We start from the raw sequence: 23,106 nt of genomic DNA on the forward strand, positions 1-23,106 counted from the left end.
GCAAAATTATGAACAACGTAAATCATAAACTGGCGCAGGCCATTTTACCGCCGGTGCAGTCAGCGGGTGTGGTGACGCACTGCTTCGCTGATGCCAGCCTCACCGTTGAGTGTGAAGGACGTGGCTGGCATTGCCGGCGTGCAGCCAGCTGCGTGATTGCGCCACAGGTGGGAGACACGGTGCTGGTGACCAGCGTCGAAAACCAGATCTGGCTGCTGGCGGTGCTGGAGCGTGCGAATGCGCAACAGGCTGAGCTGAGCGTGCCTGGTGATTTACATATTCACAGTACGGGGGAGCTGAGCCTGAGCAGTTCCGCGCTGCGCATCAGCGCTGAACAGGGTGATTGCCACATCAGCGACATGAATTACAGCGGTGATAAGATCTCTGCCTGGGTTAGCCTTTCGCGCATCGTTGGCAAGCGTGCGGAATCGGTGTGGCAAACCATTACGCAGGTCAGCCATAACCTGCTACGTACCACCCGTAATACTGAACAGGTCCGGGCCGGTCAGCTTGATATGAAAGCTGAAGATTACGCCCGCCTGCATGCCAGCAATACGGTTATCACCTCAAAAGCCATTACGAAAGTCGACTCTGAACAGATTCATATGGGTTAAGGAGCAACAATGTTCGCAAACTGTCAGCTATTTGGCGTGGATTTAGCTTTTCCGGATGTCTGCCTGACACCCACACCTGCGCCGGTACCGATCCCTTATCCGGACATTGCCCTGGGGCCTACCGCTATTCCTAATGCGCTGAACATCCTGTTTATGGGGATGCCTGCGCATAATATGGCAACCGTCACGCCACTGACGAACGGCGATAACCCTGGAGTAGCAACGGGTGTGGCATCGGGTACGGTAATGGGCCCATCGCGCCACCTTACCGGGTCATTCACCGTATTACTCAAAGGCACGCCGGCAACCCGCTTGACCAGCATGAGCCTGCAAAACTCCACCAATGCGATTGGCATGCGAATCGTGCCAAGTCAGTTCAAAGTGCTGATGCTGGCACCCTAAGCCAGTACCTTTTGCCAATAGGATGAGACTGTAGGAAAGTTGCTGCCCGGATGATTCAGGAGATGAGGACTACCGTTCAGGCATTCAATAGCGTTACATCACAACTTATCGTGTTTGATTGTTTACCAACAATTGAAGTTTTTATCATTTTGAGAATGGTGGTATGCAGATAAAGCAAAAGCAAACCATTCTTCTCTTTGAGGATGAGCCAGGCGGGAAGGAGATCGTCTGTTAGATAGGTACTTGCCCTGGACATTTTAGTGAATATTATCAAAAGCAGTATCGGGCAATTATCGATAGCATTAAGTTTAATTCACAAAATAATGAGGTCGAGTCTGCTCCGGATGAAGCGGAGGTTTTATACCCACCTGGCACTAAGTTTAAAGTCGTAAATTGTGTAGATGTAGATGGGCAGCTTTTCTTGAGTTATGAGGAGTTATAATGATTGATCTCAGGATGTCAGATTTTGAACTTAAGATTTATGCCAGAAAATATGCTTATTTGGTTCCAGAAGCTTCACGACAAATGAAAAATAGAATGTCATATGAGCCGCAGCCAATGCCAGATGAGGTACAGAGTAAACCTGAGTGGATGCAGACATTAAAACAGAAAAACTCTGATCATGATTCATTGGATAAAGCAAAAGGGTTGCTTTTAGGGCTTGCTGTAGGTGATGCGGTAGGAACAACTCTCGAATTTCAGCCTCGAGATAAATATAAAATTGATGACATGCTTGGGGGAGGACCTTTCAATCTTAGTGCTGGAGAATGGACAGATGATACTTCAATGGCACTCTGCCTGGCTGAAACATACATCAATAGAGGGTTTTGTGATACCGACTTTTTCAGAGAAAGGCTGATTGATTGGTATAAAAAGGGGCACAACAGTTCAAATGGAACGTGTTTTGATATAGGAAATGCAACTCGCTTTGCATTGGAACAGGTAATATCTAATGGTCCAGATTGGGTTGGTAACACATCTCCAGATTCAGCGGGTAATGCAGCTCTGATACGCCATGCTCCTGTAGCTATTTTTAGAAGGAAATCTTTTATTGATGGATGGAGAGATGCGAGTATTCAAAGCATGGCGACACACTCAGCTCCTGAATCTATTAATGGATGTCAGTTTTTTAATGTTGTCCTGCATTATCTGCTCAATGGATATAGTAAGGAAGAGGCTTTTTCACCCCACAAAATGTCAGCATTAGTCCGCATATTAATAATCAACGCTGGCGAGTACAAATCAAAATCTCGCGATCAGATTAGGTCAACAGGCTATGTTATTGACACTTTAGAAGCGGCTCTGTGGGCTGTATGGCATGCTGATAACTTTAAGGATGCCATTTTGCTGGCTGCAAATCTTGCTGACGACGCAGACAGCGTAGCAGCCACTGCAGGCCAGCTCGCTGGAGCATTATATGGTTTCTCAGGCATTCCGAAAGAATGGCGCGATAAAATAGTTTATAAAGATAAAATTATCGATTTTGCAGAAAAAATTTTCACACTGTCACCAGACGAAATGGATTAATCTAAAATAAAATTTAGCAATAGGTCTAAATTTTCGGGAGTGTGTCACTACCTTCACTTGATACATGGTCGGTTAAGAACAAACCATACCAAACAGAAGGTGGAGCAATATTATCGAAGGGCGATCTTGAAGCTGTAATAAAAACTGAGGGGGTGAAGAAAGGGGGGGTTACAACGTGATAGATTTAACAACTGGAGATAAATTGTAATGAGTAAATTGAAAATTGCAATCAATCCTTGGGATTTTACGCTATATAAATGTGATGATTATTATTATGTTATGAAGGTGATTTTCAGTGAGGGGGATTATAAATTTGATGTCGAGAGGTATTTTATTGTAACTGACCTCATTAACTCTAATGAAACTGAAGGTCTCAAAAAAATTTCGAGTGAAATAAGAAGTAATTATGCTGTTTTTAAAGATAAAGAGATAAGTAAAAAAGACTTCAATTTAATTTAATTGGCGAGGTTTTTATTTTGTATGATTAACCTTGGCAAAGTTTTGTGTTATTTATCAAGGCAGGTGATCAGCCATGGCTTAAGCTGGTAAGTTGCTTATCTGGTATAACTTGAGATAAGGACGTTGGTGGTGTGATGATTGATCTAAAAAAAGATGATTTTGAGATTTATCTCTACGCAGAGCGATATTCACATTTAATCCCTAAAGTATCCCGGCAGCTTAAAAATAGAATGGAGTACGAACCTAAGGTTTTATGTGAGGACTCAAAAGACAAAAGCAAACCGGAATGGATGATGTCATTGCCTCAAAGAGTTACTGATCACGAAGTATTAGATAAGTGTAAAGGTGCTTTAATGGGGCTAGCTGTTGGCGATGCTATTGGTACCACGCTGGAGTATATTCCAAGAGATAGGGCTAGCGTACATGATATGATTGGAAAGGGTCCATTTAACCTCAAGCCCGGAGAATGGACTGACGATACTTCAATGGCTTTGTGCCTCGCTGAAACTTATCTTGAAAGCAGGAAGTGCGACACAGATAAATTCAGGGATAAACTCATTAGCTGGTACAAAAAAGGCACAAATAGTTCCAGTGGAACATGTTTTGATATACGGAATACAACACGATTTGCTCTTGAACAAACAATGATTAATGGCTCTTGTTGGTTTGGAAATACATCCCCTGATACAGCGGGAAATGCAGCACTGATCCGGCATACTCCAACAGCTATTTTCCGCAGGAAATCTTTGATTGATGGTTGGAGAGATGCTGCTATTCAAAGTCGGGCAACACATGGGGCTGCTGAATCAATAGACAGTTGCCGTTTTTTTAATATAATTCTACATTATTTGTTGAACGGTTACGGAAAAGATGAAAGCTTTTCCCCACATGTAATGTCTACTTCACTTCGTGTACTAATTATTAATGCTGGTGAATATAAGTTAAAGCACCGTGAACAAATCCGATCTTCTGGTTATGTCATTGATACTCTTGAAGCAGTGATGTGGGCGGTTTGGCATACAAATAGTTTCAAAGATGCAGTATTACTTGCTGCTAACTTAGCTGATGATGCGGATAGTGTCGCCGCAACTGCTGGACAATTAGCTGGTGCTTTATATGGGTTGTCAGGTATTCCTGATGAATGGATAAACAAGATAGCTTTTAAAGATAAAATTCTTTCTCATGCTGAGGCTCTATACTCTATGGCTCCGGATGAAGTCGATTAACTATATTTTTTATTTTTAAAACCACGAAATTAACAACGCATCGATCACGAGTGCTGATAGTGGTGATGTTTTTATCTTCACTGGCTGTACCTGTCTTTTAGATAGTGGTTGAACGATATTTTATAGAGTGGGTGTATAGTGAATTACATCGATTCCGTTTTTTTGATAGTGATTTGACTATATATGGAATGAGGTTTTTTAGTGACAAAGATTGACTTTTGTTGGTATTAAATTTACTGGTGTCTTGCTATCTGTTTTTTTGTAAGGTTGAATGTTATCTTTAATTTTATCATGCTTTTCATAAGCGTTATAATTCCAAAGGAATTTTGACGCTTATGATTAATGTGTAATAAGTACAATTCAATGACTTTTTGGAGCTGTAAAGGGTGTGATTTAGTTGGATTGCGTGCTTATGCTTTATGGTGTCTTGTTTGGCAGTGCTATCTAAACTGGTTTAGATATTTTAAATATTGACTTGTGAAGTTACAGGCGCGGCATGGAGCGCTAGGGGCGTCAATAGGCGTTGCCGCTTATTTCAATAAAAAATTATTCGGTCACGCTTAAAGCCAACGACAGAATTGCTTTGTTATTGAGATTAGCGTGCGAAGTGGATTTGAAAGTTGTCATAAAGCGTTTACACGATCTGCTTTTTGATAAAAAGGGAACGTTTAGATAAAATTGCAAGCAACAGTGGGGCAGATGGCGCTATCTTTAACGGTTGGGCAACGGTTTTGATTAGAGTTTAAATATACATTGGTTGATTTTAAGATGAAAATATTAGCATTTTTCTTTTTTTGGATTGTAACAGTCTATTATGTCTGGAATGGAAAGGATTTTTATAATAATAAAGAATGGGCAGGGTTTGGTAAGATGTTTATAAGTATTCTGGCTGGTATTGTAGTGCTTGCCTTTGTGCTTAAAGGTTTAGTGTTAATTGTTCCCGGCTTCAGCAATGGTCTTGCTGGGGATTTGATGGAAGAAATAGGTCTTTCTTTTATATTTATTCTTGGCATGAAGTTTATGATTATAATGATTTGCACTTTATTTAGTGGTATTGTGGGTTTTCACGAAAAATATAATGCTGATAGTTATGCCCGATTTTCACCGGTTGCCAGTAAGTTGGTGCCTGGCATGCTCATCTTTGCAAAATGTGTGGTTTCTCTTGGCTCTGTAGTGATTTATTACGGTATTTGGCTGGCGAACTAAATTAAGAAGGGAAAGCGGTTATGAACATCGATACAGCCTCTGTTTTTCCCCTTGTGCTGGGTTTCTTTAAAGAAGAGATCGGGCAGCACTTCTGAAAATGCCTTTTTGCTTCGGTCAGAGAATAAATGCTGCACTACTGGGTTGTGCTGACAAAAAGCCTCAAGCTAGCGGAACATTGCCGGTCGTGATCAATATCTGACTGATTGGACAGTTCCCGCATATGAAATAAGAAAAAAGCACTACAAGACCGGACGTTAATTTTTAGCGTAATGCTTATATGCTGCATTTCACTCCCTGGCGTTTAACCTTCCCCGATGACTCAATCACTTAAATAAGTTACGGAATCTGCTTATGTTCTCACGCATCACCGCACAGCTGCCGATGGACGGCCTGCTGTTCTGGAAACTCACCGGCGCCGAGGCGCTGTCGCAGTCGTTTGAGCTGAACGCCGAGCTGCTGGCCACGGACGCGCGCATCGACCGGCACGCGCTGCTGGGGCAGCCGGTCACGTTCACGCTGCCGACGCAGAGCCTGCTGTCGCCGCGCTACCTCAACGGCAAAATCACGCGGGTGGCGGTGCGCAGCGAGGAGCTGAGCGGGACGCGCTACGCGGTGTACCAGCTGCGGGTGGAGCCGGACCTGTGGCCGATGCGCCGCGACCGCAACCTGCGGATATTCCAGGGCCAGACGGTGCCGCAGATAGTGCAGACGCTGCTGCAGGAGAACGGGGTGAACGTGGAGACGCGGCTGGGCAGCAGCTACCGGGTGTGGGAGTACTGCGTGCAGTACCAGGAGAGCAGCTTCGACTTCATCAGCCGGCTGATGGAGCTGGAGGGGATTTACTACTGGTTCCGCCACGAGGCGGAGCGTCACGTGATGGTGCTGTGCGACGGGGCGGACCAGCACGAGGCGTTCGCGGGCTACGAGACGATACCGTACCACGTGACGGCGTCGGGCGGGAGCGTGACGGAGGAGGGCATCAGCCAGTGGTCGCTGTGCGAGAGCGTGACGCCGGGGATGTACAGCACGGACGACTACGACTTCCGCAAGCCGAACGCGTGGATGCTGCAGGCGCGGCAGAACCCGGTGTCGCCGGTGCCGGGGGCGGTGGACGTGTACGACTGGCCGGGCCATTTTGTCGACCACAGCCACGGCGAGTTTTACACGCGCATCCGCCAGGAGGTGTGGCAGGTTGCGCACCACAGCGTGAGCGGAACGGGGACGGCGACGGGCATCGCGCCGGGGTACCGGTTCGGCATCGTGAACGCGCCGCACTTCAGCGACAACGGTGAGTACCTGGTGACGTCGGCGCGGTACGACTTTGAGGAGAACGGGTACGCGAGCGGCGGCGGCGGGGCGCGGCACAACATCGCGTTCACGGTGCTGCCGTCGTCGGTGACGTACCGCGCGGAGCCGGCGACGGCGTGGCCGAAGACGCACGGGCCGCAGACGGCGAAGGTGGTGGGCCCGGCGGGGGAGTCAATCTGGACGGACCGCTACGGCCGGGTGAAGGTGAAGTTCCACTGGGACCGCCTGGCGAAGGGCGACGACACGAGCTCGTGCTGGGTGCGGGTGTCGAGCGCGTGGGCGGGCCAGGGGTTCGGCGGCGTGCAGATCCCGCGGGTGAACGACGAGGTGGTGGTGGACTTCATCAACGGCGACCCGGACCGGCCGCTGATCATCGGTCGCGTGTACAACGAGGCGAGCATGCCGCCGTGGGCGCTGCCGGCGGCGGCGACGCAGATGGGGTTTTTAAGCCGTTCGAAGGACGGCACGGCGGACACGGCAAACGCGCTGCGCTTCGAGGACAAGGCGGGCGAGGAGCATCTTTGGATCCAGGCGCAGAAAAACATGGATACGCACGTTAAAAACGATGCCAGCCACTCGGTCGCCAACAACCACAGCCATTATGCTGGCGGTAATGAGCTGTACCGCGTTGAGACCAACCGTGTACACGGTATCAAAGGCGGCGAGGAGCTCCTGACCGGACAAGGCAAGCTGGACGCGGCAGTTGATACCTATGTTCTGGGATCCGGCACCAAGCTGCGTCTGGAATGCGGTGAAAGCGCCATTGAACTCAACGCTAACGGCCACATTAATATCGTCGGTAAAGGCTTCAATATTTTCGTGCAGGGCGATGGCCACATTACAACGTCCGGCGGCAAGCTGAACCTGAATACTGACGGTGCAAAGCCCGGCACCGGTGCGCCTGGTGCCGATCACAAACAGAATATCAGTAAAGCGGTGGAGAATCTGTTCCCCCCTAAACAGAAAGGACAGGCGGCTCCGGCTGCGCCGAAAGCTGCAGAAAAATCTAAAGATACTAGTGTAGGTAAAACAGAGGGTTCCACCGATAAAAAGAGTAAGTATGATTATTCTGTAGATGATATGGTCAAGAAACAAAAGGGACTTAAAGCAACCCCAGTTAAGTGGAGCAATACCAAAAAAGGTTTTGTCCCAGCAACTGAAGCTGACATCAAAAAGTATGTCGATCCTGCCAACCATATGGATGGAACAGACAAATATCAATTTGTTGATTTATCATCATCTTCTGGGATTAGTAAAGATGATATGAGTAATTTCCTTAAAGGCAAAGGAACTCTTGCCGGACAGGAGCAAACTTACCTTGACGCGGCAAAAAAATATAATATAAACGAGGCTTACCTGGCAGCACACTCTGCACTGGAAACCGGTAATGGCACAAGTGAGCTTGCTAAAGGTGTAATGGTTAATGGTACCAAAGTTTACAATATGTATGGCATTGGTGCGCTTGATGGTAACGCTGTAAATACAGGAGCAAATTACGCGTATAAACAAGGTTGGACAACTCCAGAAAAAGCTATTGATGGCGGCGCAAAGTGGATATCAGATAAATTTGTTGGATCAGGTCAAAATACATTGTATAAAATGCGCTGGAATCCTGCATCTCCAGGTACACACCAATATGCAACTGATGTTAACTGGGCGACAGCGCAAACTAAAAGTATGAAGAGAATGTTTGATAGTTTTCCGAATGCAAATCTCTCATATGATGTTCCGGAATTTAAATAAGAAGGATGGTTGGATGATTTCTTTTTTTAAAAAAATGTATTTACTGATTTTTATTGCGTCAGCATCAATCTTAACTGCAAATGCTGCTGAGACAATTATTAATCATGCAAGTGCAATTTCACCTATCTCATCTTCAGATTTTACCGTGCAAATTAACAATCATCCTTTTGCATTAGGGGCTACGTGGAATGAATCTGCAAAGAAAAATGCAGGGGTTCAACTCAGCGAGAGCTTTACGGGGGAAATACCTTCCGGCGAAAGTAGTTACAAATATTACCAACACCATTACGATGGTTACGATGTTTATTCTTCTAATTTACTATGGGATAAGCAGAATCGTGATATAGATAGTTACATAATTGCACAGATAACCCTTAATAAGCCGGGTGTCAAAACGGCCAGAGGCATTTCAGTTGGCGATAGCAAGGTGCAGTTGGAAAGTAAGTATGGAAGTGGCGCGGTGGATGATAGTGATAATCAATACTGGCTCTATTATGACGGTGATGGAAAACGTATTTTATTCCAAATTGAGCGCGGCAAAGTTAGTCATATCATGATGGTCTTTAATATAGATGACTGAATTTCATTTTCCTGCATTTTATCAGTGAGTTGAGAATAAAGGCGCTGCTTGTGCAAACCGAGCGGTGTCTTTTTAGGTACAAGAAAATTGAGGTGTGAGTAAAATAATCGAAAGATGTGCTCAAACATCCAGCCTTATTCTAATCTTTTTAGATTACTCTTTGCTTTCCATTTATGGTGAAGTATATTTTTTCGAAAAATAAACGTTAAGCTGAGTATTCCAAAACTCACCAGCCAATATTTCCCACAACTTCTACTTATTTCCTCTAACGGATATCCAACATGCACTACCAATTCAACGAGGGCGCGTTCGCCCTGTTTCCGGCTGGCTGGCAGGACACCAGCATGAATATTCTGCGCGATGAAGCCACCGGGCTGGCGCTGATCGTCAGTCGTGGGCCAATCGCTGAAGGCAGCGATTTTGAGCAGGAGTTTCATCGTCAGTGGGATACGTTGCGCAGCCAGATGGGCCATGTAGAGCAGAGCGAATTTACACGCGTGCTGGCGGGAGCCGACAACACGTTGCGCGCCATCGAAGTGGAAACGGCTTTTGATCGCAACGGGCAGGCACTGTGGCAACGTCAGCTGGCAGTAAACGTGCCTGAAACCAATACGTTGATGATATTTACTTTTTCAGCCATGCGGCCTTTTGATGAAGAAGACGGGGCACGCTGGCATGCCTTCAAACAGAGCCTGACACTGAACGCCCCACGGAAGGGATAATTATGGATAAGCACGCGGCCCGCCAGGGCGATGACATCATTCATTCCAGTATTTTTGCCGATATCACCAGTATCGTCGCTGAAGGTGCGGTCTACGCCGCGATGGGTGCGATTGTTGCCGGTGTGGCTACCGTAGCTGCTCCGCTGGTTGGCGTGGGTGCGCTGGCGGCGGTAGGCAGTAGCTGTCTGCTGAGCGGTATCATTGCGGGTGCGGTGGCGAATGTGGCAGGCATCACGGACGACATCAGCGCGGCTGCGGATGGTATTGGTGACATGCTGTTTCCTCCGTCGCCTGCGGGTGTCATTGCCAGCGGTTCGGATAATGTGATCATCAATGGCTTAGCGGCGGCTCGAGCGGCAGGCGAACTGACGGCAGGCGATACGCCGTTACCGGAAGCGCAGTCGGCCGGATTTTTTGCCGACTATGCCGGCAAACTGCTGGCGGTTGCCGACCAGTTCGCCGGGGCGATGTGGCAGCCGACGATTGCCTCTGCTGCCGCAGGTACCTCGCCGCTGGAACAGGATAAAGTTGCGTGCGAGAAACACAGCGGGCCACAGTATCTCGCTGAAGGATCTAAAAGCGTATTCATCAACGGCCAGCCGGCGGCACGTGCTAAAGATCGCACCACCTGTGGCGCGACCATCAGCGATGATGTTTCAGCCAACGTCATCATTGGCGGTGAAACGCTAACGGTGCGGGATATCAAAAGCGGCAAACAGCCGGGACTGGCGCTGGCGATGATCGGCCTGTCGCTGATCCGCGGTCGCCCTGGTCAGATCCTGAAAAATATGCCGTGTGCGCTGGCAATGGCGGGCGGCGGCATGCTGGCCGATATGTCTATCAACGCGATATTTTCCGCGCTACACCCGGTACATGCCGCTACCGGCGTGAAAGTGCTGAATGATGATGCCGAGCGTGATTTCTCGCTGCCGGGACGTTTTCCCCTGCGCTGGCAGCGCAGCTATAACAGTCTGACGCAGCGCGTCGGCCTGTTTGGCCGTGGCTGGTCGACGGTGTTCGACAGCTATCTGACGCTGGAAGGCAATCAGGCCACCTGGTTTGATGACAACGGCCGCGAACTGCGTTTTGCCTTGCCCGGTGAAAAAGAGGTGCTTTACAGCATCAGCGAAGGACTGATGGTGCGACGCAATGCGCACGGTGACGTGGCAATCGCTGACGATGACGGCGCGGTCTGGCGCTTGTACAAACCCACCGCCAGAAACCCGCAGCTCTTGCGTCTCGCCTCGCTGAGCGACGAGTACGGCAACGCGCTGGAGATGGGCTGGGATGAGCAGAGCCGGCTGGTGCGCATCCATGATGAACCGCTGGCGATTGACGTGACGCTGCACTACAACGACGAACGCCATCCGCAACGTGTTACCGCTGCCAGTCACTTTGACGGTGAACAGCACTGGCCGCTGATGCACTGGAGCTTTGATGATAATGGCCAGCTTGCCAGCGTCACCGATGCGGCAGGCATTGAAACGCGCCGTTTCCGTTATAACGTGGATGGCCTGATGGTGTGGCACCGCCTGCCGGGCGGGCTGGAGAGCGAGTATCGCTGGCAGCTGTTTGATCACTGGCGGGTGATAGAAAGTCGCACCAGCAGCGGCGATGGCTGCCGTATGCAGTACGATCTCACGGCGGGCATTACCCGCGTTTCTACCTACGATGGTCAGCAGCGCGAGCATCACTGGAATGCACAGGGATTGATTACCTGCTACATCGACGAGCGCGGCGAGCAATGGCGCTACGAGTGGGATGACAATGAACTGCTGACGCGCCGTATTGACCCGCTCGGCCATGCGGTGAACTTTACCTACGACGAGCTCGGTAACCGCATTGAAGAGCAGGATGCTGATGGCAATGCGCAGACCACAGAGTGGTTAACGCATCGTGCCCTGCCCAGCGTCATCACCCAACCTGGCGGCGCTGCCATCCGTTATTACTACGATATCCATCACGGACTGGAACGGGTGGTCGATGCGCTCGGGCACAGCACGCGTTATCTGCGCGATGAGTTTGGGCTGATCACTGAAGAGATTGATGCGGCGGGCAATCGCTATCGCCGTGAATATAACGATGCCGGGCAGGTCATTCGCGAGACGGACTGCTCCGGCCAGACTACGCGTTACCGTTATCATCCGCTGGGCTGGATTAGTTGTGTTACAGCAGCCGATGGCGAAGAAACGCGATACTACTATGATGCCGCCGGGCGGCCCCGGCAGATGGAACGTGCTGAAGGCTGGGAAGAACGTCTGGAGTGGAGCGAACGTGGTCTGCCAGTGGCGTATGCCTCGGCAGACGGTAAACGCAGCGAATTCGCTTACGACCAGGCCGGCAGACTGACTCTCTCGCGAAACGCCCAGGGCGAAGAGGTGCAGCGCCGCTGGGACAGCCGTGGACGTTTAATCTCGCTGCAAAATCAGAACGGCGAAAGCTACCACTTCGAATGGGGCGCAGATTCGCTGCTGCTGGCGCAGATCGGGCTGGACGGTGTGGCAACACGCTACGACTACGATGCCACCGGACGCGCAGTTGCCCGCACTTTCGCCGCCGGTCACCCGCAGGCCATTACGCACCGCTTCGCCTTCAGCCCGGCAGGGCAACTAATGGCGCGCATCACCCCGGAAGGCCAGACGCGCTATGACTATACCGCGGCGGGCCAGCTGGCAAGCGTGGCGCAGCATCTGCCACTGGGGGAAAACCAGTGGAGCCGTGAAGCCGAGCAGGCGATTACTTTCGCGTATGACAAAGCTGGTCGCGTGATAGCGGAGCAGGGCGATCAGGGCAGCCTGGCGTGGCAGTATGACGCGCTGGGCAACTGCACTGCGCTGACATTGCCGGATGGCCGCCAGCTGAAACAGTTGTATTACGGCAGTGGCCATCTGCTGAGCATCGCGCTGGATAACCTGCCGGTCAGCGAATTTACGCGCGATACGCTACACCGCGAACTGAGCCGCAGCCAGGGCGGACTGACCACGCGCAGCGATTACGATCGGCTGGGTCGGCTGGTGCGTCGCGATGTGTTCGACGGTGAGGCACAGCGCCCGGCACCGCGCCGCTGGTCACGCCGGCGTGATTTCGACTACGGCAACAACCTGATTCGCGAACAGCGCGACGACAATCCTTTCAGCCAGACGCTCTGGCACTACGACAGCGCGGGCCGTCTGCTGGCGCAGGAAGGTGTACAGCCCGGTAATGATACGTGGCAGTGGGATGGCGCGGGCAATCCGCTGGACCGCAGCGCGGCAGCAGCGGTAACGCACAACCGTGTTACGCAGCTGAACGGCATCCGCTGGCGCTATGACGTGCACGGTCGCACCAGTGAAAAGGATGACGGTCAGACGCGCTCGCGCTACCGCTATGATGACGAGCATCGCCTGATCGAAGTCGTCAGCGAACCGCGCGATCGCAACAAGCCTCAGGTGCAGGTGAGTTTCCGCTACGATCCGCTCGGGCGCCGCATCAGCAAGCGCGTGCAGCGTTTGCTGCACGGCAAGCCGTCCGGAGCAGCGACCCTCACCCGCTTCGTCTGGGACGGTTTTCGTCTGCTGCAGGAAATACACGACGATGTGCCACTGACCTACGTATACAGCGACGCAAACAGCTATGAACCGCTGGCGCGTATTGACGGCAATGAGGGCGCGGAGATTTTCTGGTTCCACAATGCCGCTAACGGCATGCCGGAACGCCTGACAGACAGCGAAGGCCGCATCAGCTGGGAAGGCATCAATAACGCATGGGGCAAGCTGCTGCGCGAAACTCATCAGCAACTGCCCGGCTACGACCAGAACCTGCGTATGCAGGGCCAGTACCTGGACCGTGAAACCGGACTGCACTACAATCTGTTTCGTTACTACGATCCGGACAGTGCGCGGTTTACGCAGCAGGACCCGATAGGGCTGGCGGGTGGGATAAACCTGTATGCGTATGCGCCGAATGCGTTCAGCTGGATAGATCCGCTGGGGCTGAATAGGTGTAAACCTGATTTTTATGTCGGGCCTGATGGACCAAGTGCGACGATGCCTTCAACTGCATATCGTTATATGAACAGTAAATTTGCTAAACAAACGATAGAAAATAAATCGGCACCATTAAGCTATTTTGGTTATACAAAATATAAAACTGGTAGTGAGGCCAGAGATGCTTATCAAATTTTCTATGAAAAAGGTAATCCTGATTCGTGGAGTGATGCCCGATTATTGGGAGAGTTTGATACGCTACAGCTTTACAAGAATGGCGTTCCACAAGTTAAGGTTCCACTTGCCAACGGCGATAAAGGGCCCGGGTATGAGCTTTTCACTAGCGCATATCCAGAATATGGTAGAGGTGGTGCATTACAATTATTGCCGACAGAAAAAGGCTATTCTGTTTTCTTTGATAAAGTCAGTATTCTTCCAGAGTAAATGCTATGACAGATAAAGAGTTAAGAGAAAATCTTATTTATTTGATAAATAAATATGTACCTGAGAATGAAAGAGAACCTTTCTATGAATATATATCCAGAGATGATGTTCCAGTAAAAGGGATTTTAGCCGACTTTAATAAAGTTAAAGCAGTCACTGTCGAACAGGCAGATGGCGATTTAATAAGTGATATATATTTCCACTATTGCTGAGAAAAAGCCGGAAGCGATCCTAAAGATCCTTCCGGCTTTTTATTTTAGCTGCCTGCCGTCAGGATCAGACAGCCCTGTTCAACCTGCATGGTTAACTTCTTACCGACCCCGAACTTCGCCACATGCAGCCGCTACCCCCGGTAAATCCAAGTGGTAGTGGCATCACCAGTGGGCTCTGTGCCGGCCGTGCCCGGCGAACAGCAAGCTGCCGTGCACGGGTTGCCGTTCAAAGCGTGGCTGGTAGTATTTAGGAGTACAGACAGGGAAGGTCATGGCTGGGCGGTCGCGTGGGCAGGGCAAAAGCACGCGTCCATGTTCATCGTGTTGACAGCCTGCTGAAAGTGGGAAAGGCCCCCATGAAAAGATAATAAAAGCAGCATGTTAATCCCACTAAAAGGTATGACGATGTTAGAGTCCTCCCTATGACCAGATAGGACTGGCGGGTGGGCTGAACCTGTACCAGTATGCGCCGACTTCGCTAGGGTGGGTGGATGCGTGGGGTTGAGAAAGTGCAGCAACAATGGAAATAAAAGTAAGCCTGATTTTTATGTTGGTCCTGATGGGCCTAGTGCAACAATGCGAGCGACAGCGTATCGGTTTGTACGATATAAGAACGATGATGGCAGCTTAAATGCGTGGGGACAAAAGCTGCTCTCTGATAAGAGTGCTCTGTTCACCTATTTTGGTTTCGATGAATTTAATAGTGGAAAAGCAACAAGAGATGCTTTTCAAATAAAAGGTATTGATAAAGTTAATCCTCTTAATCCTGAAGATATTTCCTGGAGTGATGGTAGGTTGAGAGGGCAATTTGATACTCTTCAATTATTTGAAAATGGCATTCCTCAGGTTCGGCACCCAACAATGTTTGGAAATGAACCGGGTAAACCATTAGAGCTTTTTACTAAAGCATATCCGCGATATGGAAAAGGTGGTGTCGAGCAATTATACGCAGACAAGCGAGTTATAAATTTCGATGATGTTAATATTCTTCCTGAGGAGTAAGAATGAACTATGAGTCCTACAGTGAAGTGCTTGATTTCCTTGATAATTACTTTGCGGGGAGAGTGAGGGATCCGTATTACTTGCATAAGCTTAAGAAAATAATTGAGGATTCAAGGTATGAAAGGAATGTCCCGATCAGGTCTATTCACCAAACTTTTATTGATTACACAGAAGAGTTCAATGACTACTCTGTACAAGGTGAAAATATGAGAGATGTATGGAGCAAACTGTTAGACATATGGCAGTAATGTTATCTCTATTTTTTACTGAAAGGAGATGAGTGATGTAATAATGTTATGAAAACAAAAATCGAAGCATTAAATATATTAAGGAAAACTCTTTCGGATCTAGAAAAAGAAAGATTGGTTTTTCATAAGGTGGAACTCAATAATATTATTGATAAATATAAGAAAAGAATTCATGATATTGAAATGGATGTTTTGACGTACAACGAAATACATAACTCAGTTAAAGCTTATTTAGGAATATATAATGATTATGATAATCCTCTTCTTTATCAAATGTCTGATGCTGAAGAAGTAGTGAAGAGTTATCTTTCCTCATGAGGAATATTAATCTTGTATAAAAAATCCCTCTTATCTGAAATAGATAGAGCAATTGATAATATTGAAGCTGTTATAAAAAATGAGCGCAAAGAAGATTTGCGGGCTTTTATTAATGATCTTGAAAATTTAAAAGTGGAAGTTATTAATGATGAAGTAAAGAGTAATATCTTAAGAGGCTTTGCCCGTCGTTATGCAGACATGTATAACGACTACCTTAATCCAATTACTAATGTTTTGGATAGAATGGAAAAAGCAGTCGATAGTTATTTAGAAAAAGAAATATAGTTAAATAAGCCTGAAGCGATCCCCGTGGCAGACAATGGCAAGGTCATGGTATTTATAAGGGGCGCGATAAATGGTAAAATACTTTCTTAAAAGAAGGGGATATTGTCTATGGCGGAGCACCCGGACAATCTGGTTTCTATTTAGACAAAGCCACTTTAGATGCTGCTGATGGTAGCAGAACAAAATTATGGCAGAGTCTGCAGGTACTTCCCCACCCAACATACGGTTATAGAAAAATGGTACAGGCTTACCGAATTAAAAAAACTACAGTTGCAGGTACTGGCCAGGCTTTATCACAAGATCCTTCTCTTGGTTTTGGTAAAGGTGGCGGAACGCAATTCTTTATCTCTAATTATAAAATTGTATTAGAGCCAATAGGATCTCCATTTGGTTTAGGAGTATGATCTTGCAAATATCGTGTAAGGCTGACGTTATAATCTTTGATGAGAATATAAAAATATCTCTTTTCCAGAAGAAAAAAGAAATTATTACCAATCTGCATCCATGGGAGGATTGGTTAAGAAACGATGATGGGGAAGTTGTATCCTATAGATTGAAATTAGGTAATAAATATGATGGTTTTGTTTATTTAATTGTTACTTTTAAACCGCCAGTTAACGAAAATGCACTCGTTGCTACATGGTTTATTGCTCCAGAAGGACTGATAGAAGGTCAGCAAAAAAAAGCATCAGGGAAAGTAACAAAGCGTTTAAGGGATTGGTTTTTTAAAAAAACGCAAGTTTTATTACCTACAGGAGGAGAATGGGGGCATATTGATGCTTCCTATGATCCATGGAATAGTGTAGGAATGATTGTTTGTAACTATAAAACAGCATTCGAAGATCAGGAAAAGTGGCGTGAATATAGGCGGAGTAATTTATTCTAACAGTTAATTTTTATATTTCATAAATTAGCTTGCTCGATATTATATACTATAGCGAAAAATACTGCGCTGTTCAGTTATGAAAATTTACTTTTAGGTTAGTTATTCTCACATAGCATAATCGTTACCCCGCTAAACCATCCCAGGATACTGGTAGTTTGGGAGCAGTTGTGGGACGAAATTCTTCATATCTAATTATAAAACAGTCCTGGAACCCATAGGTTTACCATTTGATATTGGAGTGTAAAATTATGTTCGACTTAGAGAAGGGAGTTATTACATTTAAAAACTCATTGATGTTGGGTCCAGAGGTAACAAAAAAAAATTTATTTGATAACTTTCATGTAAAGTGGGAGGGGTGGCCTGAAAAAAAAGAAAATAAGACTGTATCGTATAGAACCATACTTAAAGGTGACAGGAAGTTTGGTGATATTTATCTTATAGTTGATTTTTTGCAGCCTAATGACATTAATTCTCAACTTAGTAGTTGGCGATTCTCACCTGAAAAGCTTTTGATGGGTAAACAAAAAAAACCTGAAGGTAATGTTACCCGAGGGTTAAGAAAATGGTTTAGTGATGAATTTACGGCTGAGCTTCCAGTGTCAGGGGCATGGGGGCACGTTGATGCTGCTTATGATCCTCATAATCGTACAGGGACGATTGTCTGTAATTATCGAAAAGGGTTTGAAGATAAAAAATGGGTTGAGTATTGAGAATGGAATAACATCAAGGGGCATTAATCCATTCGCTCCTGAAGTAACGTGGCTAAAAATTATTTCATCACCATAGCATTCATCATGTCACGGATGATTTCGGCTTCTGCAAAAAATATTATTTATTTTAATAATTTGAAATGAATAAGCTGATTAGAGATGATGACGGTAATACGATGAATGCAGTATTTTATAGATAGACCTTTTCTAATAACACTATTGAGCGAAGAAATGATTAAGATAAAGGAGCCAAAGGTTTATATGCCAGGTTATCTACTGTTCATTTTTTATTGGCCAGATGAGGATGGAGTGATAAAGGTATTAGTCGATGTTGCCTATCGGTTTGAAAAAATAAGAAAGAATTAGAATAAGCCGAAAACGCTCTTAACGATCCTCCGGCTTTTTTCTCTTGAGCCGCCCGCCGTCAGAATCAGGCAGCCGCCTCTATCCTGACTGTCACCGCCCGACCGGTGTCAAACCTTGTTTCAGCAAGCGATCAGACCGCACCGCCCAAATGAACTCAACCCTCTTTCCTCTCCGTCTCCACACTCTCCGCCGCCGTCTCTTCCTCTTTATCCTCTTTCACCGTTCTGCTGGCCGTCAGCAGGAACGGGGATTGCTGCCAGCGGGTGCGGCGGTCGCGCAGCAGGGTACGGGTCAGGATAATGCCGATCGCCAGCGCCAGCAGCATCATCAGGCGCAGAATATTGGTGGTGTTATCTACCTGACGCGATTCCGTCACCAGCACATGGGTATCCAGCGTAATACGCAGAAAACCCTGCGGGCCCTCTTTCCCTTCCAGCGGCTGGACAATCTGATGATTGAAATAACTACCGGCACGTTTACCGTCGAGCGCCAGGCGGTCGCGCACATTAATACTCTCACCGCTGTGGGCCACCAGGCTGCCGTCGTCGGCATAGACCGAAGCGTCCAGCACACGGCTGTTATCCGTCATCTGATTCAGGATGGCTTCAATCTGCGTGCGGTTATCGTCACTGTTATCCATGAGCGGTTTCAGGCTGAACGCCACCTGGCGCGTCAGCGTGTGCGCCAGCTCCTCGACCTGTTCGGAACGGGCCATCTGATGGCCAAGACTAAACCATGATGCGCCCTGCATCAGCACCACTAACAGCGCCAGCGAGATAAGAACGATCACCGTGCGATGCAGGCGAAATTTCAGTGCGGTTTTGACCATCAGAAACCCGTGTGACGTAACAGCAGAAAGGCTGGCAATTATGTTGCCAGAACCCGCGCAGACAAGGTAGCCTCTTGCGTGGTTTTGTTGTCCCTACAGGAGCTGTAATGCCAAATCGTCTTACCTGGTGCGATCTGCCCGCCGATGTCTCTCTTTGGCCGGGTTTACCCCTTTCCCTGAGCGGTGATGAAGTGATGCCGCTGGATTACCGTGCCGGTCGGACTGGCTGGTTACTGTATGGGCGCGGGCTCGATAAACAAAAACTGACCGATTATCAGCATCAGCTGGGCGCGGCGATGGTGATCGTCAGCGCGTGGAATGTCGATGAGTATCAGGTAATCCGGCTGGCGGGCTCGCTGACACCGCGTGCCAGCAAGCTGGCGCATGAGGCTGGCTTTGATGTGGCGCCGCTTGGCAAAATTCCCCATCTGAAAACGCCAGGGCTGCTGGTAATGGACATGGATTCCACCGCCATCCAGATCGAGTGCATCGATGAGATCGCCAAACTGGCGGGCTGTGGCGAGCAGGTGGCGGAAGTGACGGAGCGCGCGATGCGCGGCGAGCTGGATTTTAAAGCCAGCCTGCGCGAGCGCGTGGCGAAGCTGGCTGGCGCTGACGCCAACATCCTGAAGCAGGTGCGCGACACGCTGCCGCTGATGCCGGGCCTGACCACGCTGGTGCACAAGTTGCAGGCGCTGGGCTGGCAGGTGGCGATTGCCTCGGGCGGGTTCACCTTCTATGCCGATCACCTGCGGCAGACGCTGCATCTGGCCGCTGCGGTAGCCAACGAACTGGAAATGCGTGACGGTAAGCTGACCGGCGAAGTGCTGGGGCAAATCGTCGACGCGCAATTTAAAGCCGATACCCTGAACAGTCTGGCCCAGCGCTTTGACATCGCACCGGAACAAACCGTGGCGATTGGCGATGGTGCTAACGATCTGCCAATGATTAAAACCGCGGCGCTGGGTATCGCCTATCATGCTAAACCCAAAGTGAATGAGCAGACGGAAGTGATTATCCGCCATGCTGACCTGATGGGAGTGTTCTGCATTCTCACCGGCAGCCTGATTCACGAAGAGCGTTAACTGAGGATTTGATTTGGCCAAAGCGGCAAAACGCGCCTTCGTCTGTAACGAATGCGGCGCTGACTATCCGCGCTGGCAGGGGCAATGTAGCGCCTGTCACGCCTGGAATACCATTACCGAGGTGCGCATTGCCGCCTCGCCTGCGGCCGCGCGCAATGAGCGCCTGAGCGGCTATGCCGGTAGCGCCGGCACCAGCCGGGTGCAGAAGCTGTCGGAGATCAGTCTGGAAGCGCTGCCGCGTTTCTCGACCAGTTTCAAAGAGTTTGACCGCGTGCTGGGCGGCGGCGTGGTGCCGGGCAGCGCGATACTGATTGGCGGTAACCCTGGCGCCGGTAAATCAACGCTGTTGTTGCAGGTGATGTGTAAGCTGGCGGAAGGGATGAAAACCCTGTACGTCACCGGCGAAGAGTCGCTGCAGCAGGTGGCGATGCGCGCCCATCGTCTGGGATTGCCGACGGAAAACCTCAATATGCTGTCGGAAACCAGCATCGAGCAGATCTGCCTGATCGCCGAGCAGGAGCAGCCGAAGCTGATGGTGATCGACTCGATCCAGGTGATGCACATGGCGGAGATCCAGTCATCGCCGGGCAGCGTGGCGCAGGTGCGGGAAACCGCCGCTTACCTGACGCGCTTCGCCAAGACGCGCGGCGTGGCGATCATCATGGTCGGTCACGTCACCAAAGATGGCTCGCTGGCCGGGCCGAAGGTGCTGGAGCACTGCATTGACTGTTCGGTGCTGCTGGACGGCGATGCCGATTCGCGCTTCCGCACGCTGCGCAGCCACAAAAACCGCTTTGGCGCGGTGAATGAGCTGGGCGTATTTGCCATGACCGAGCAGGGCATGCGCGAAGTCAGTAACCCGTCTGCTATCTTTTTGTCACGCGGCGATGAGATCACCTCCGGCAGTTCGGTGATGGTGGTCTGGGAGGGCACGCGCCCGCTGCTGGTTGAGATTCAGGCGCTGGTGGACCATTCGATGATGGGCAATCCGCGCCGTGTGGCGGTTGGGCTGGAGCAGAACCGTCTGGCGATTCTGCTGGCGGTGCTGCACCGCCACGGCGGCCTGCAGATGGCCGATCAGGACGTGTTTGTGAACGTGGTCGGCGGCGTCAAAGTCACCGAGACCAGTGCAGACCTGGCGCTGCTGCTGGCGATGGTGTCGAGCCTGCGCGATCGCCCGCTGCCACAGGATCTGGTGATTTTTGGCGAAGTCGGACTGGCCGGGGAGATTCGTCCGGTGCCGAGCGGCCAGGAGCGCATTTCCGAAGCGGCCAAGCACGGCTTTAAGCGCGCCATTGTGCCGGCAGGGAATGCGCCGAAGAAGGCGATTGACGGTATGAAGGTGTATAGCGCGAAGAAACTGGCGGACGCGCTGGCGATTCTGGACGAGCTGTAAGTTGAGTTGTTGGGGGGAGGTTGGGCTTGTGCTCCACCTTTTCCCTCACCCTAACCCTCTCCCGCTTACGGGAGAGGGAACCGTTCGCAGGGGCGGGAAGTACGGTACCAATCTGTTGTTAACCGCTCTGTTCAGGATTTTCCTCCTCTCCCGCTGGGCGGGAGAGGAGACCGATCGGAGCGGCGGAAAGTACGGCGTTAATCTGCCATTTATCGCTCTGTTCAGGATTTTCCCCTCTCCCGCGGGCGGGAGAGGGCCGGGGTGAGGGCCCGCGCGCACCATCCCTCTAATTCCATGCAGGAGGCACCACATGTCATCGTTTGACTATCTGAAAACCGCGATTCGCCAGCAGGGACATACATTGCAGCAGGTGGCTGATGCCAGCGGGATGACCAAAGGCTATCTGAGCCAGTTGCTGAATGCCAAAATCAAAAGCCCGAGCGCGCAGAAGCTGGAAGCGCTGCACCGTTTTCTCGGGCTGGAATTCCCGCGTCGCGACAAAACCGTGGGCGTGGTGTTCGGGAAGTTCTATCCGCTGCACACTGGCCACATCTACCTGATCCAGCGCGCCTGTAGCCAGGTCGATGAGCTGCACATCATCATGGGCCATGACGATCCGCGCGATCGCCAGCTGTTTGAGAACAGCGCCATGTCGCAGCAGCCCACCATCAGCGATCGTCTGCGCTGGCTGCTGCAGACCTTCAAGTACCAGAAAAACATCCGCATCCATTCGTTCAACGAAGAGGGCATCGAGCCCTATCCGCACGGCTGGGATGTGTGGAGCGCTGGCGTGAAAACCTTCCTCGCGGAGCAGGGCATTGAGCCCGACTGCGTCTATACCAGCGAAGAACCGGATGCGCCGATGTATCAGCAGCATCTGGGTATTCCGGCGGTGGTGATCGATCCGCATCGATCGTTTATGAACATCAGCGGCAGCCAGATTCGTCAGGATCCGTTCCGCTACTGGGAGTACATCCCGACTGAAGTGAAGCCGTTCTTCGTGCGCACCGTGGCGGTGCTCGGCGGTGAATCGAGCGGCAAATCGACGCTGGTCAACAAGCTGGCCAACATCTTTAACACCACCAGCGCGTGGGAGTATGGCCGCGATTATGTCTTCTCGCACCTCGGCGGCGACGAGATGGCGCTGCAATACTCCGACTACGACAAAATCGCGCTCGGCCAGGCGCAATACATCGATTTCGCCGTCAAATACGCCAACAAAGTGGCGTTTATCGACACTGACTTCATCACTACCCAGGCGTTCTGCCTTAAGTATGAAGGGCGCGAGCACCCGTTCGTGCAGGCGCTGATCGATGAGTACCGCTTTGACCTGGTGATTCTGCTGGAAAATAATGTGCCGTGGGTGGCCGACGGCCTGCGCAGCCTCGGCAGTTCGATGGATCGCCGTGAGTTCCAGTCGATGCTGGTCACCATGCTGCGTGAAAATCACATTGAATATGTGCACGTCAAAGAGGATGACTACGACACACGCTTCCTGCGCTGCGTCGAGCTGGTGAAGCAGATGCTGGGCAGCTAGCGCAGCACAACAAAAAAGGCGCCGCGGCGCCTTTTT

General features: G+C 49.9%; 21 protein-coding genes and 1 pseudogene. 21 read left to right on the forward strand and 1 reads right to left on the reverse strand.

Annotated elements, in window-relative coordinates:
* Positions 1-8: 8 nt before the first annotated feature.
* The 18 genes and pseudogenes from ABVR31_RS03615 to ABVR31_RS03700 all read left to right on the forward strand — a co-directional run bounded on the left by ABVR31_RS03615 (position 9) and on the right by ABVR31_RS03700 (position 17,857).
* Positions 9-614: a DUF3540 domain-containing protein gene (locus ABVR31_RS03615; protein WP_058771634.1), complete on the forward strand. Its 606-nt coding sequence runs from the start codon at positions 9-11 to the stop codon at positions 612-614.
* 9 nt (positions 615-623) lie between these two features.
* Complete coding sequence (locus ABVR31_RS03620) at positions 624-1,016, forward strand: DUF4150 domain-containing protein (protein ID WP_014605535.1); 393 nt, start codon at positions 624-626, stop codon at positions 1,014-1,016.
* 441 nt (positions 1,017-1,457) lie between these two features.
* Complete coding sequence (tri1, locus tag ABVR31_RS03625) at positions 1,458-2,543, forward strand: ADP-ribosylarginine hydrolase Tri1 (protein ID WP_238561532.1); 1,086 nt, start codon at positions 1,458-1,460, stop codon at positions 2,541-2,543.
* A 207-nt stretch (positions 2,544-2,750) separates the two neighbouring features.
* Positions 2,751-3,002 carry a hypothetical protein gene (locus tag ABVR31_RS03630; RefSeq protein ID WP_372771833.1) on the forward strand — a complete coding sequence of 84 codons (252 nt, stop codon included), beginning with the start codon at positions 2,751-2,753 and terminating at the stop codon, positions 3,000-3,002.
* A gap of 134 nt (positions 3,003-3,136) precedes the next feature.
* On the forward strand, positions 3,137-4,228 hold the full coding sequence (gene tri1, locus ABVR31_RS03635) for an ADP-ribosylarginine hydrolase Tri1 (protein ID WP_372773962.1): 1,092 nt from the start codon (positions 3,137-3,139) through the stop codon (positions 4,226-4,228).
* A gap of 768 nt (positions 4,229-4,996) precedes the next feature.
* Positions 4,997-5,434: a hypothetical protein gene (locus tag ABVR31_RS03640; RefSeq protein WP_372771834.1), complete on the forward strand. Its 438-nt coding sequence runs from the start codon at positions 4,997-4,999 to the stop codon at positions 5,432-5,434.
* A 351-nt stretch (positions 5,435-5,785) separates the two neighbouring features.
* Entirely contained in the window at positions 5,786-8,485 is a 2,700-nt protein-coding gene (gene tssI / locus ABVR31_RS03645; protein ID WP_058757148.1) for a type VI secretion system tip protein TssI/VgrG, read from the forward strand.
* Between the two features lie 13 nt (positions 8,486-8,498).
* Positions 8,499-9,065, forward strand: a complete 567-nt coding sequence (locus tag ABVR31_RS03650; RefSeq protein ID WP_058757147.1) for a hypothetical protein — start codon at positions 8,499-8,501, stop codon at positions 9,063-9,065.
* Positions 9,066-9,346: 281 nt separating this feature from the next.
* Positions 9,347-9,787 (forward strand): DcrB-related protein, encoded by a 441-nt coding sequence (locus ABVR31_RS03655; RefSeq protein WP_058771505.1) that lies wholly within the window; start codon positions 9,347-9,349, stop codon positions 9,785-9,787.
* 2 nt (positions 9,788-9,789) lie between these two features.
* The gene (locus ABVR31_RS03660) at positions 9,790-14,196 is read left to right on the forward strand and encodes an RHS repeat-associated core domain-containing protein (RefSeq protein ID WP_372771835.1); all 4,407 of its coding nucleotides are present in this window, start codon (positions 9,790-9,792) and stop codon (positions 14,194-14,196) included.
* 5 nt (positions 14,197-14,201) lie between these two features.
* Positions 14,202-14,408, forward strand: coding sequence for a hypothetical protein (locus ABVR31_RS03665; protein ID WP_238561540.1), 207 nt, complete (start codon positions 14,202-14,204; stop codon positions 14,406-14,408).
* Positions 14,409-14,832: 424 nt separating this feature from the next.
* Positions 14,833-14,910, forward strand: a pseudogene (locus ABVR31_RS03670) (sugar-binding protein); the annotation flags it as partial.
* Complete coding sequence (locus tag ABVR31_RS03675) at positions 14,904-15,410, forward strand: hypothetical protein (RefSeq protein WP_372771836.1); 507 nt, start codon at positions 14,904-14,906, stop codon at positions 15,408-15,410. The pseudogene ABVR31_RS03670 and the gene ABVR31_RS03675, both read left to right, overlap by 7 nt.
* A 296-nt stretch (positions 15,411-15,706) precedes the next feature.
* Positions 15,707-15,976: a hypothetical protein gene (locus tag ABVR31_RS03680; protein WP_238561542.1), complete on the forward strand. Its 270-nt coding sequence runs from the start codon at positions 15,707-15,709 to the stop codon at positions 15,974-15,976.
* A 12-nt stretch (positions 15,977-15,988) separates the two neighbouring features.
* Positions 15,989-16,261, forward strand: a complete 273-nt coding sequence (locus ABVR31_RS03685) for a hypothetical protein (protein WP_125312225.1) — start codon at positions 15,989-15,991, stop codon at positions 16,259-16,261.
* Between the two features lie 236 nt (positions 16,262-16,497).
* Complete coding sequence (locus ABVR31_RS03690) at positions 16,498-16,665, forward strand: hypothetical protein (RefSeq protein ID WP_372771837.1); 168 nt, start codon at positions 16,498-16,500, stop codon at positions 16,663-16,665.
* Positions 16,662-17,147, forward strand: a complete 486-nt coding sequence (locus tag ABVR31_RS03695; protein WP_372771838.1) for a hypothetical protein — start codon at positions 16,662-16,664, stop codon at positions 17,145-17,147. Before ABVR31_RS03690 ends, ABVR31_RS03695 begins: the two co-directional genes overlap by 4 nt.
* A gap of 248 nt (positions 17,148-17,395) precedes the next feature.
* The gene (locus ABVR31_RS03700; RefSeq protein ID WP_372771839.1) at positions 17,396-17,857 is read left to right on the forward strand and encodes a hypothetical protein; all 462 of its coding nucleotides are present in this window, start codon (positions 17,396-17,398) and stop codon (positions 17,855-17,857) included.
* 520 nt (positions 17,858-18,377) lie between these two features.
* Here ABVR31_RS03700 and ABVR31_RS03705 read toward each other — a convergent pair.
* Positions 18,378-19,052, reverse strand: coding sequence for a YtjB family periplasmic protein (locus tag ABVR31_RS03705; protein WP_021506808.1), 675 nt, complete (start codon positions 19,050-19,052; stop codon positions 18,378-18,380).
* A gap of 107 nt (positions 19,053-19,159) precedes the next feature.
* On the opposite strand from ABVR31_RS03705, the gene serB reads away from it, so the two are divergent.
* The 3 genes from serB to nadR all read left to right on the forward strand — a co-directional run bounded on the left by serB (position 19,160) and on the right by nadR (position 23,070).
* On the forward strand, positions 19,160-20,137 hold the full coding sequence (serB, locus tag ABVR31_RS03710) for a phosphoserine phosphatase (RefSeq protein ID WP_021506809.1): 978 nt from the start codon (positions 19,160-19,162) through the stop codon (positions 20,135-20,137).
* A 13-nt stretch (positions 20,138-20,150) separates the two neighbouring features.
* Positions 20,151-21,533: a DNA repair protein RadA gene (gene radA, locus ABVR31_RS03715; protein ID WP_021506810.1), complete on the forward strand. Its 1,383-nt coding sequence runs from the start codon at positions 20,151-20,153 to the stop codon at positions 21,531-21,533.
* Positions 21,534-21,843: 310 nt separating this feature from the next.
* Entirely contained in the window at positions 21,844-23,070 is a 1,227-nt protein-coding gene (nadR, locus tag ABVR31_RS03720; RefSeq protein WP_010618490.1) for a multifunctional transcriptional regulator/nicotinamide-nucleotide adenylyltransferase/ribosylnicotinamide kinase NadR, read from the forward strand.
* The last annotated feature ends 36 nt before the right edge of the window (positions 23,071-23,106 follow it).

The sequence above is a fragment of the Pantoea sp. WEP genome, assembly GCF_041678305.1.
Lineage (GTDB): Bacteria > Pseudomonadota > Gammaproteobacteria > Enterobacterales > Enterobacteriaceae > Pantoea > Pantoea dispersa.

Coding starts and splice junctions, on each gene's coding strand:
- ABVR31_RS03615 (WP_058771634.1), top strand. CDS start 9: ATGAACAACGTAAATCATAAACTGGCGCAGGCCATTTTACCGCCGGTG.
- ABVR31_RS03620 (WP_014605535.1), top strand. CDS start 624: ATGTTCGCAAACTGTCAGCTATTTGGCGTGGATTTAGCTTTTCCGGAT.
- tri1 (WP_238561532.1), top strand. CDS start 1,458: ATGATTGATCTCAGGATGTCAGATTTTGAACTTAAGATTTATGCCAGA.
- ABVR31_RS03630 (WP_372771833.1), top strand. CDS start 2,751: ATGAGTAAATTGAAAATTGCAATCAATCCTTGGGATTTTACGCTATAT.
- tri1 (WP_372773962.1), top strand. CDS start 3,137: ATGATTGATCTAAAAAAAGATGATTTTGAGATTTATCTCTACGCAGAG.
- ABVR31_RS03640 (WP_372771834.1), top strand. CDS start 4,997: ATGAAAATATTAGCATTTTTCTTTTTTTGGATTGTAACAGTCTATTAT.
- tssI (WP_058757148.1), top strand. CDS start 5,786: ATGTTCTCACGCATCACCGCACAGCTGCCGATGGACGGCCTGCTGTTC.
- ABVR31_RS03650 (WP_058757147.1), top strand. CDS start 8,499: ATGATTTCTTTTTTTAAAAAAATGTATTTACTGATTTTTATTGCGTCA.
- ABVR31_RS03655 (WP_058771505.1), top strand. CDS start 9,347: ATGCACTACCAATTCAACGAGGGCGCGTTCGCCCTGTTTCCGGCTGGC.
- ABVR31_RS03660 (WP_372771835.1), top strand. CDS start 9,790: ATGGATAAGCACGCGGCCCGCCAGGGCGATGACATCATTCATTCCAGT.
- ABVR31_RS03665 (WP_238561540.1), top strand. CDS start 14,202: ATGACAGATAAAGAGTTAAGAGAAAATCTTATTTATTTGATAAATAAA.
- ABVR31_RS03680 (WP_238561542.1), top strand. CDS start 15,707: ATGAAAACAAAAATCGAAGCATTAAATATATTAAGGAAAACTCTTTCG.
- ABVR31_RS03690 (WP_372771837.1), top strand. CDS start 16,498: ATGGTACAGGCTTACCGAATTAAAAAAACTACAGTTGCAGGTACTGGC.
- ABVR31_RS03695 (WP_372771838.1), top strand. CDS start 16,662: ATGATCTTGCAAATATCGTGTAAGGCTGACGTTATAATCTTTGATGAG.
- ABVR31_RS03700 (WP_372771839.1), top strand. CDS start 17,396: ATGTTCGACTTAGAGAAGGGAGTTATTACATTTAAAAACTCATTGATG.
- ABVR31_RS03705 (WP_021506808.1), bottom strand. CDS start 19,052: ATGGTCAAAACCGCACTGAAATTTCGCCTGCATCGCACGGTGATCGTT.
- serB (WP_021506809.1), top strand. CDS start 19,160: ATGCCAAATCGTCTTACCTGGTGCGATCTGCCCGCCGATGTCTCTCTT.
- nadR (WP_010618490.1), top strand. CDS start 21,844: ATGTCATCGTTTGACTATCTGAAAACCGCGATTCGCCAGCAGGGACAT.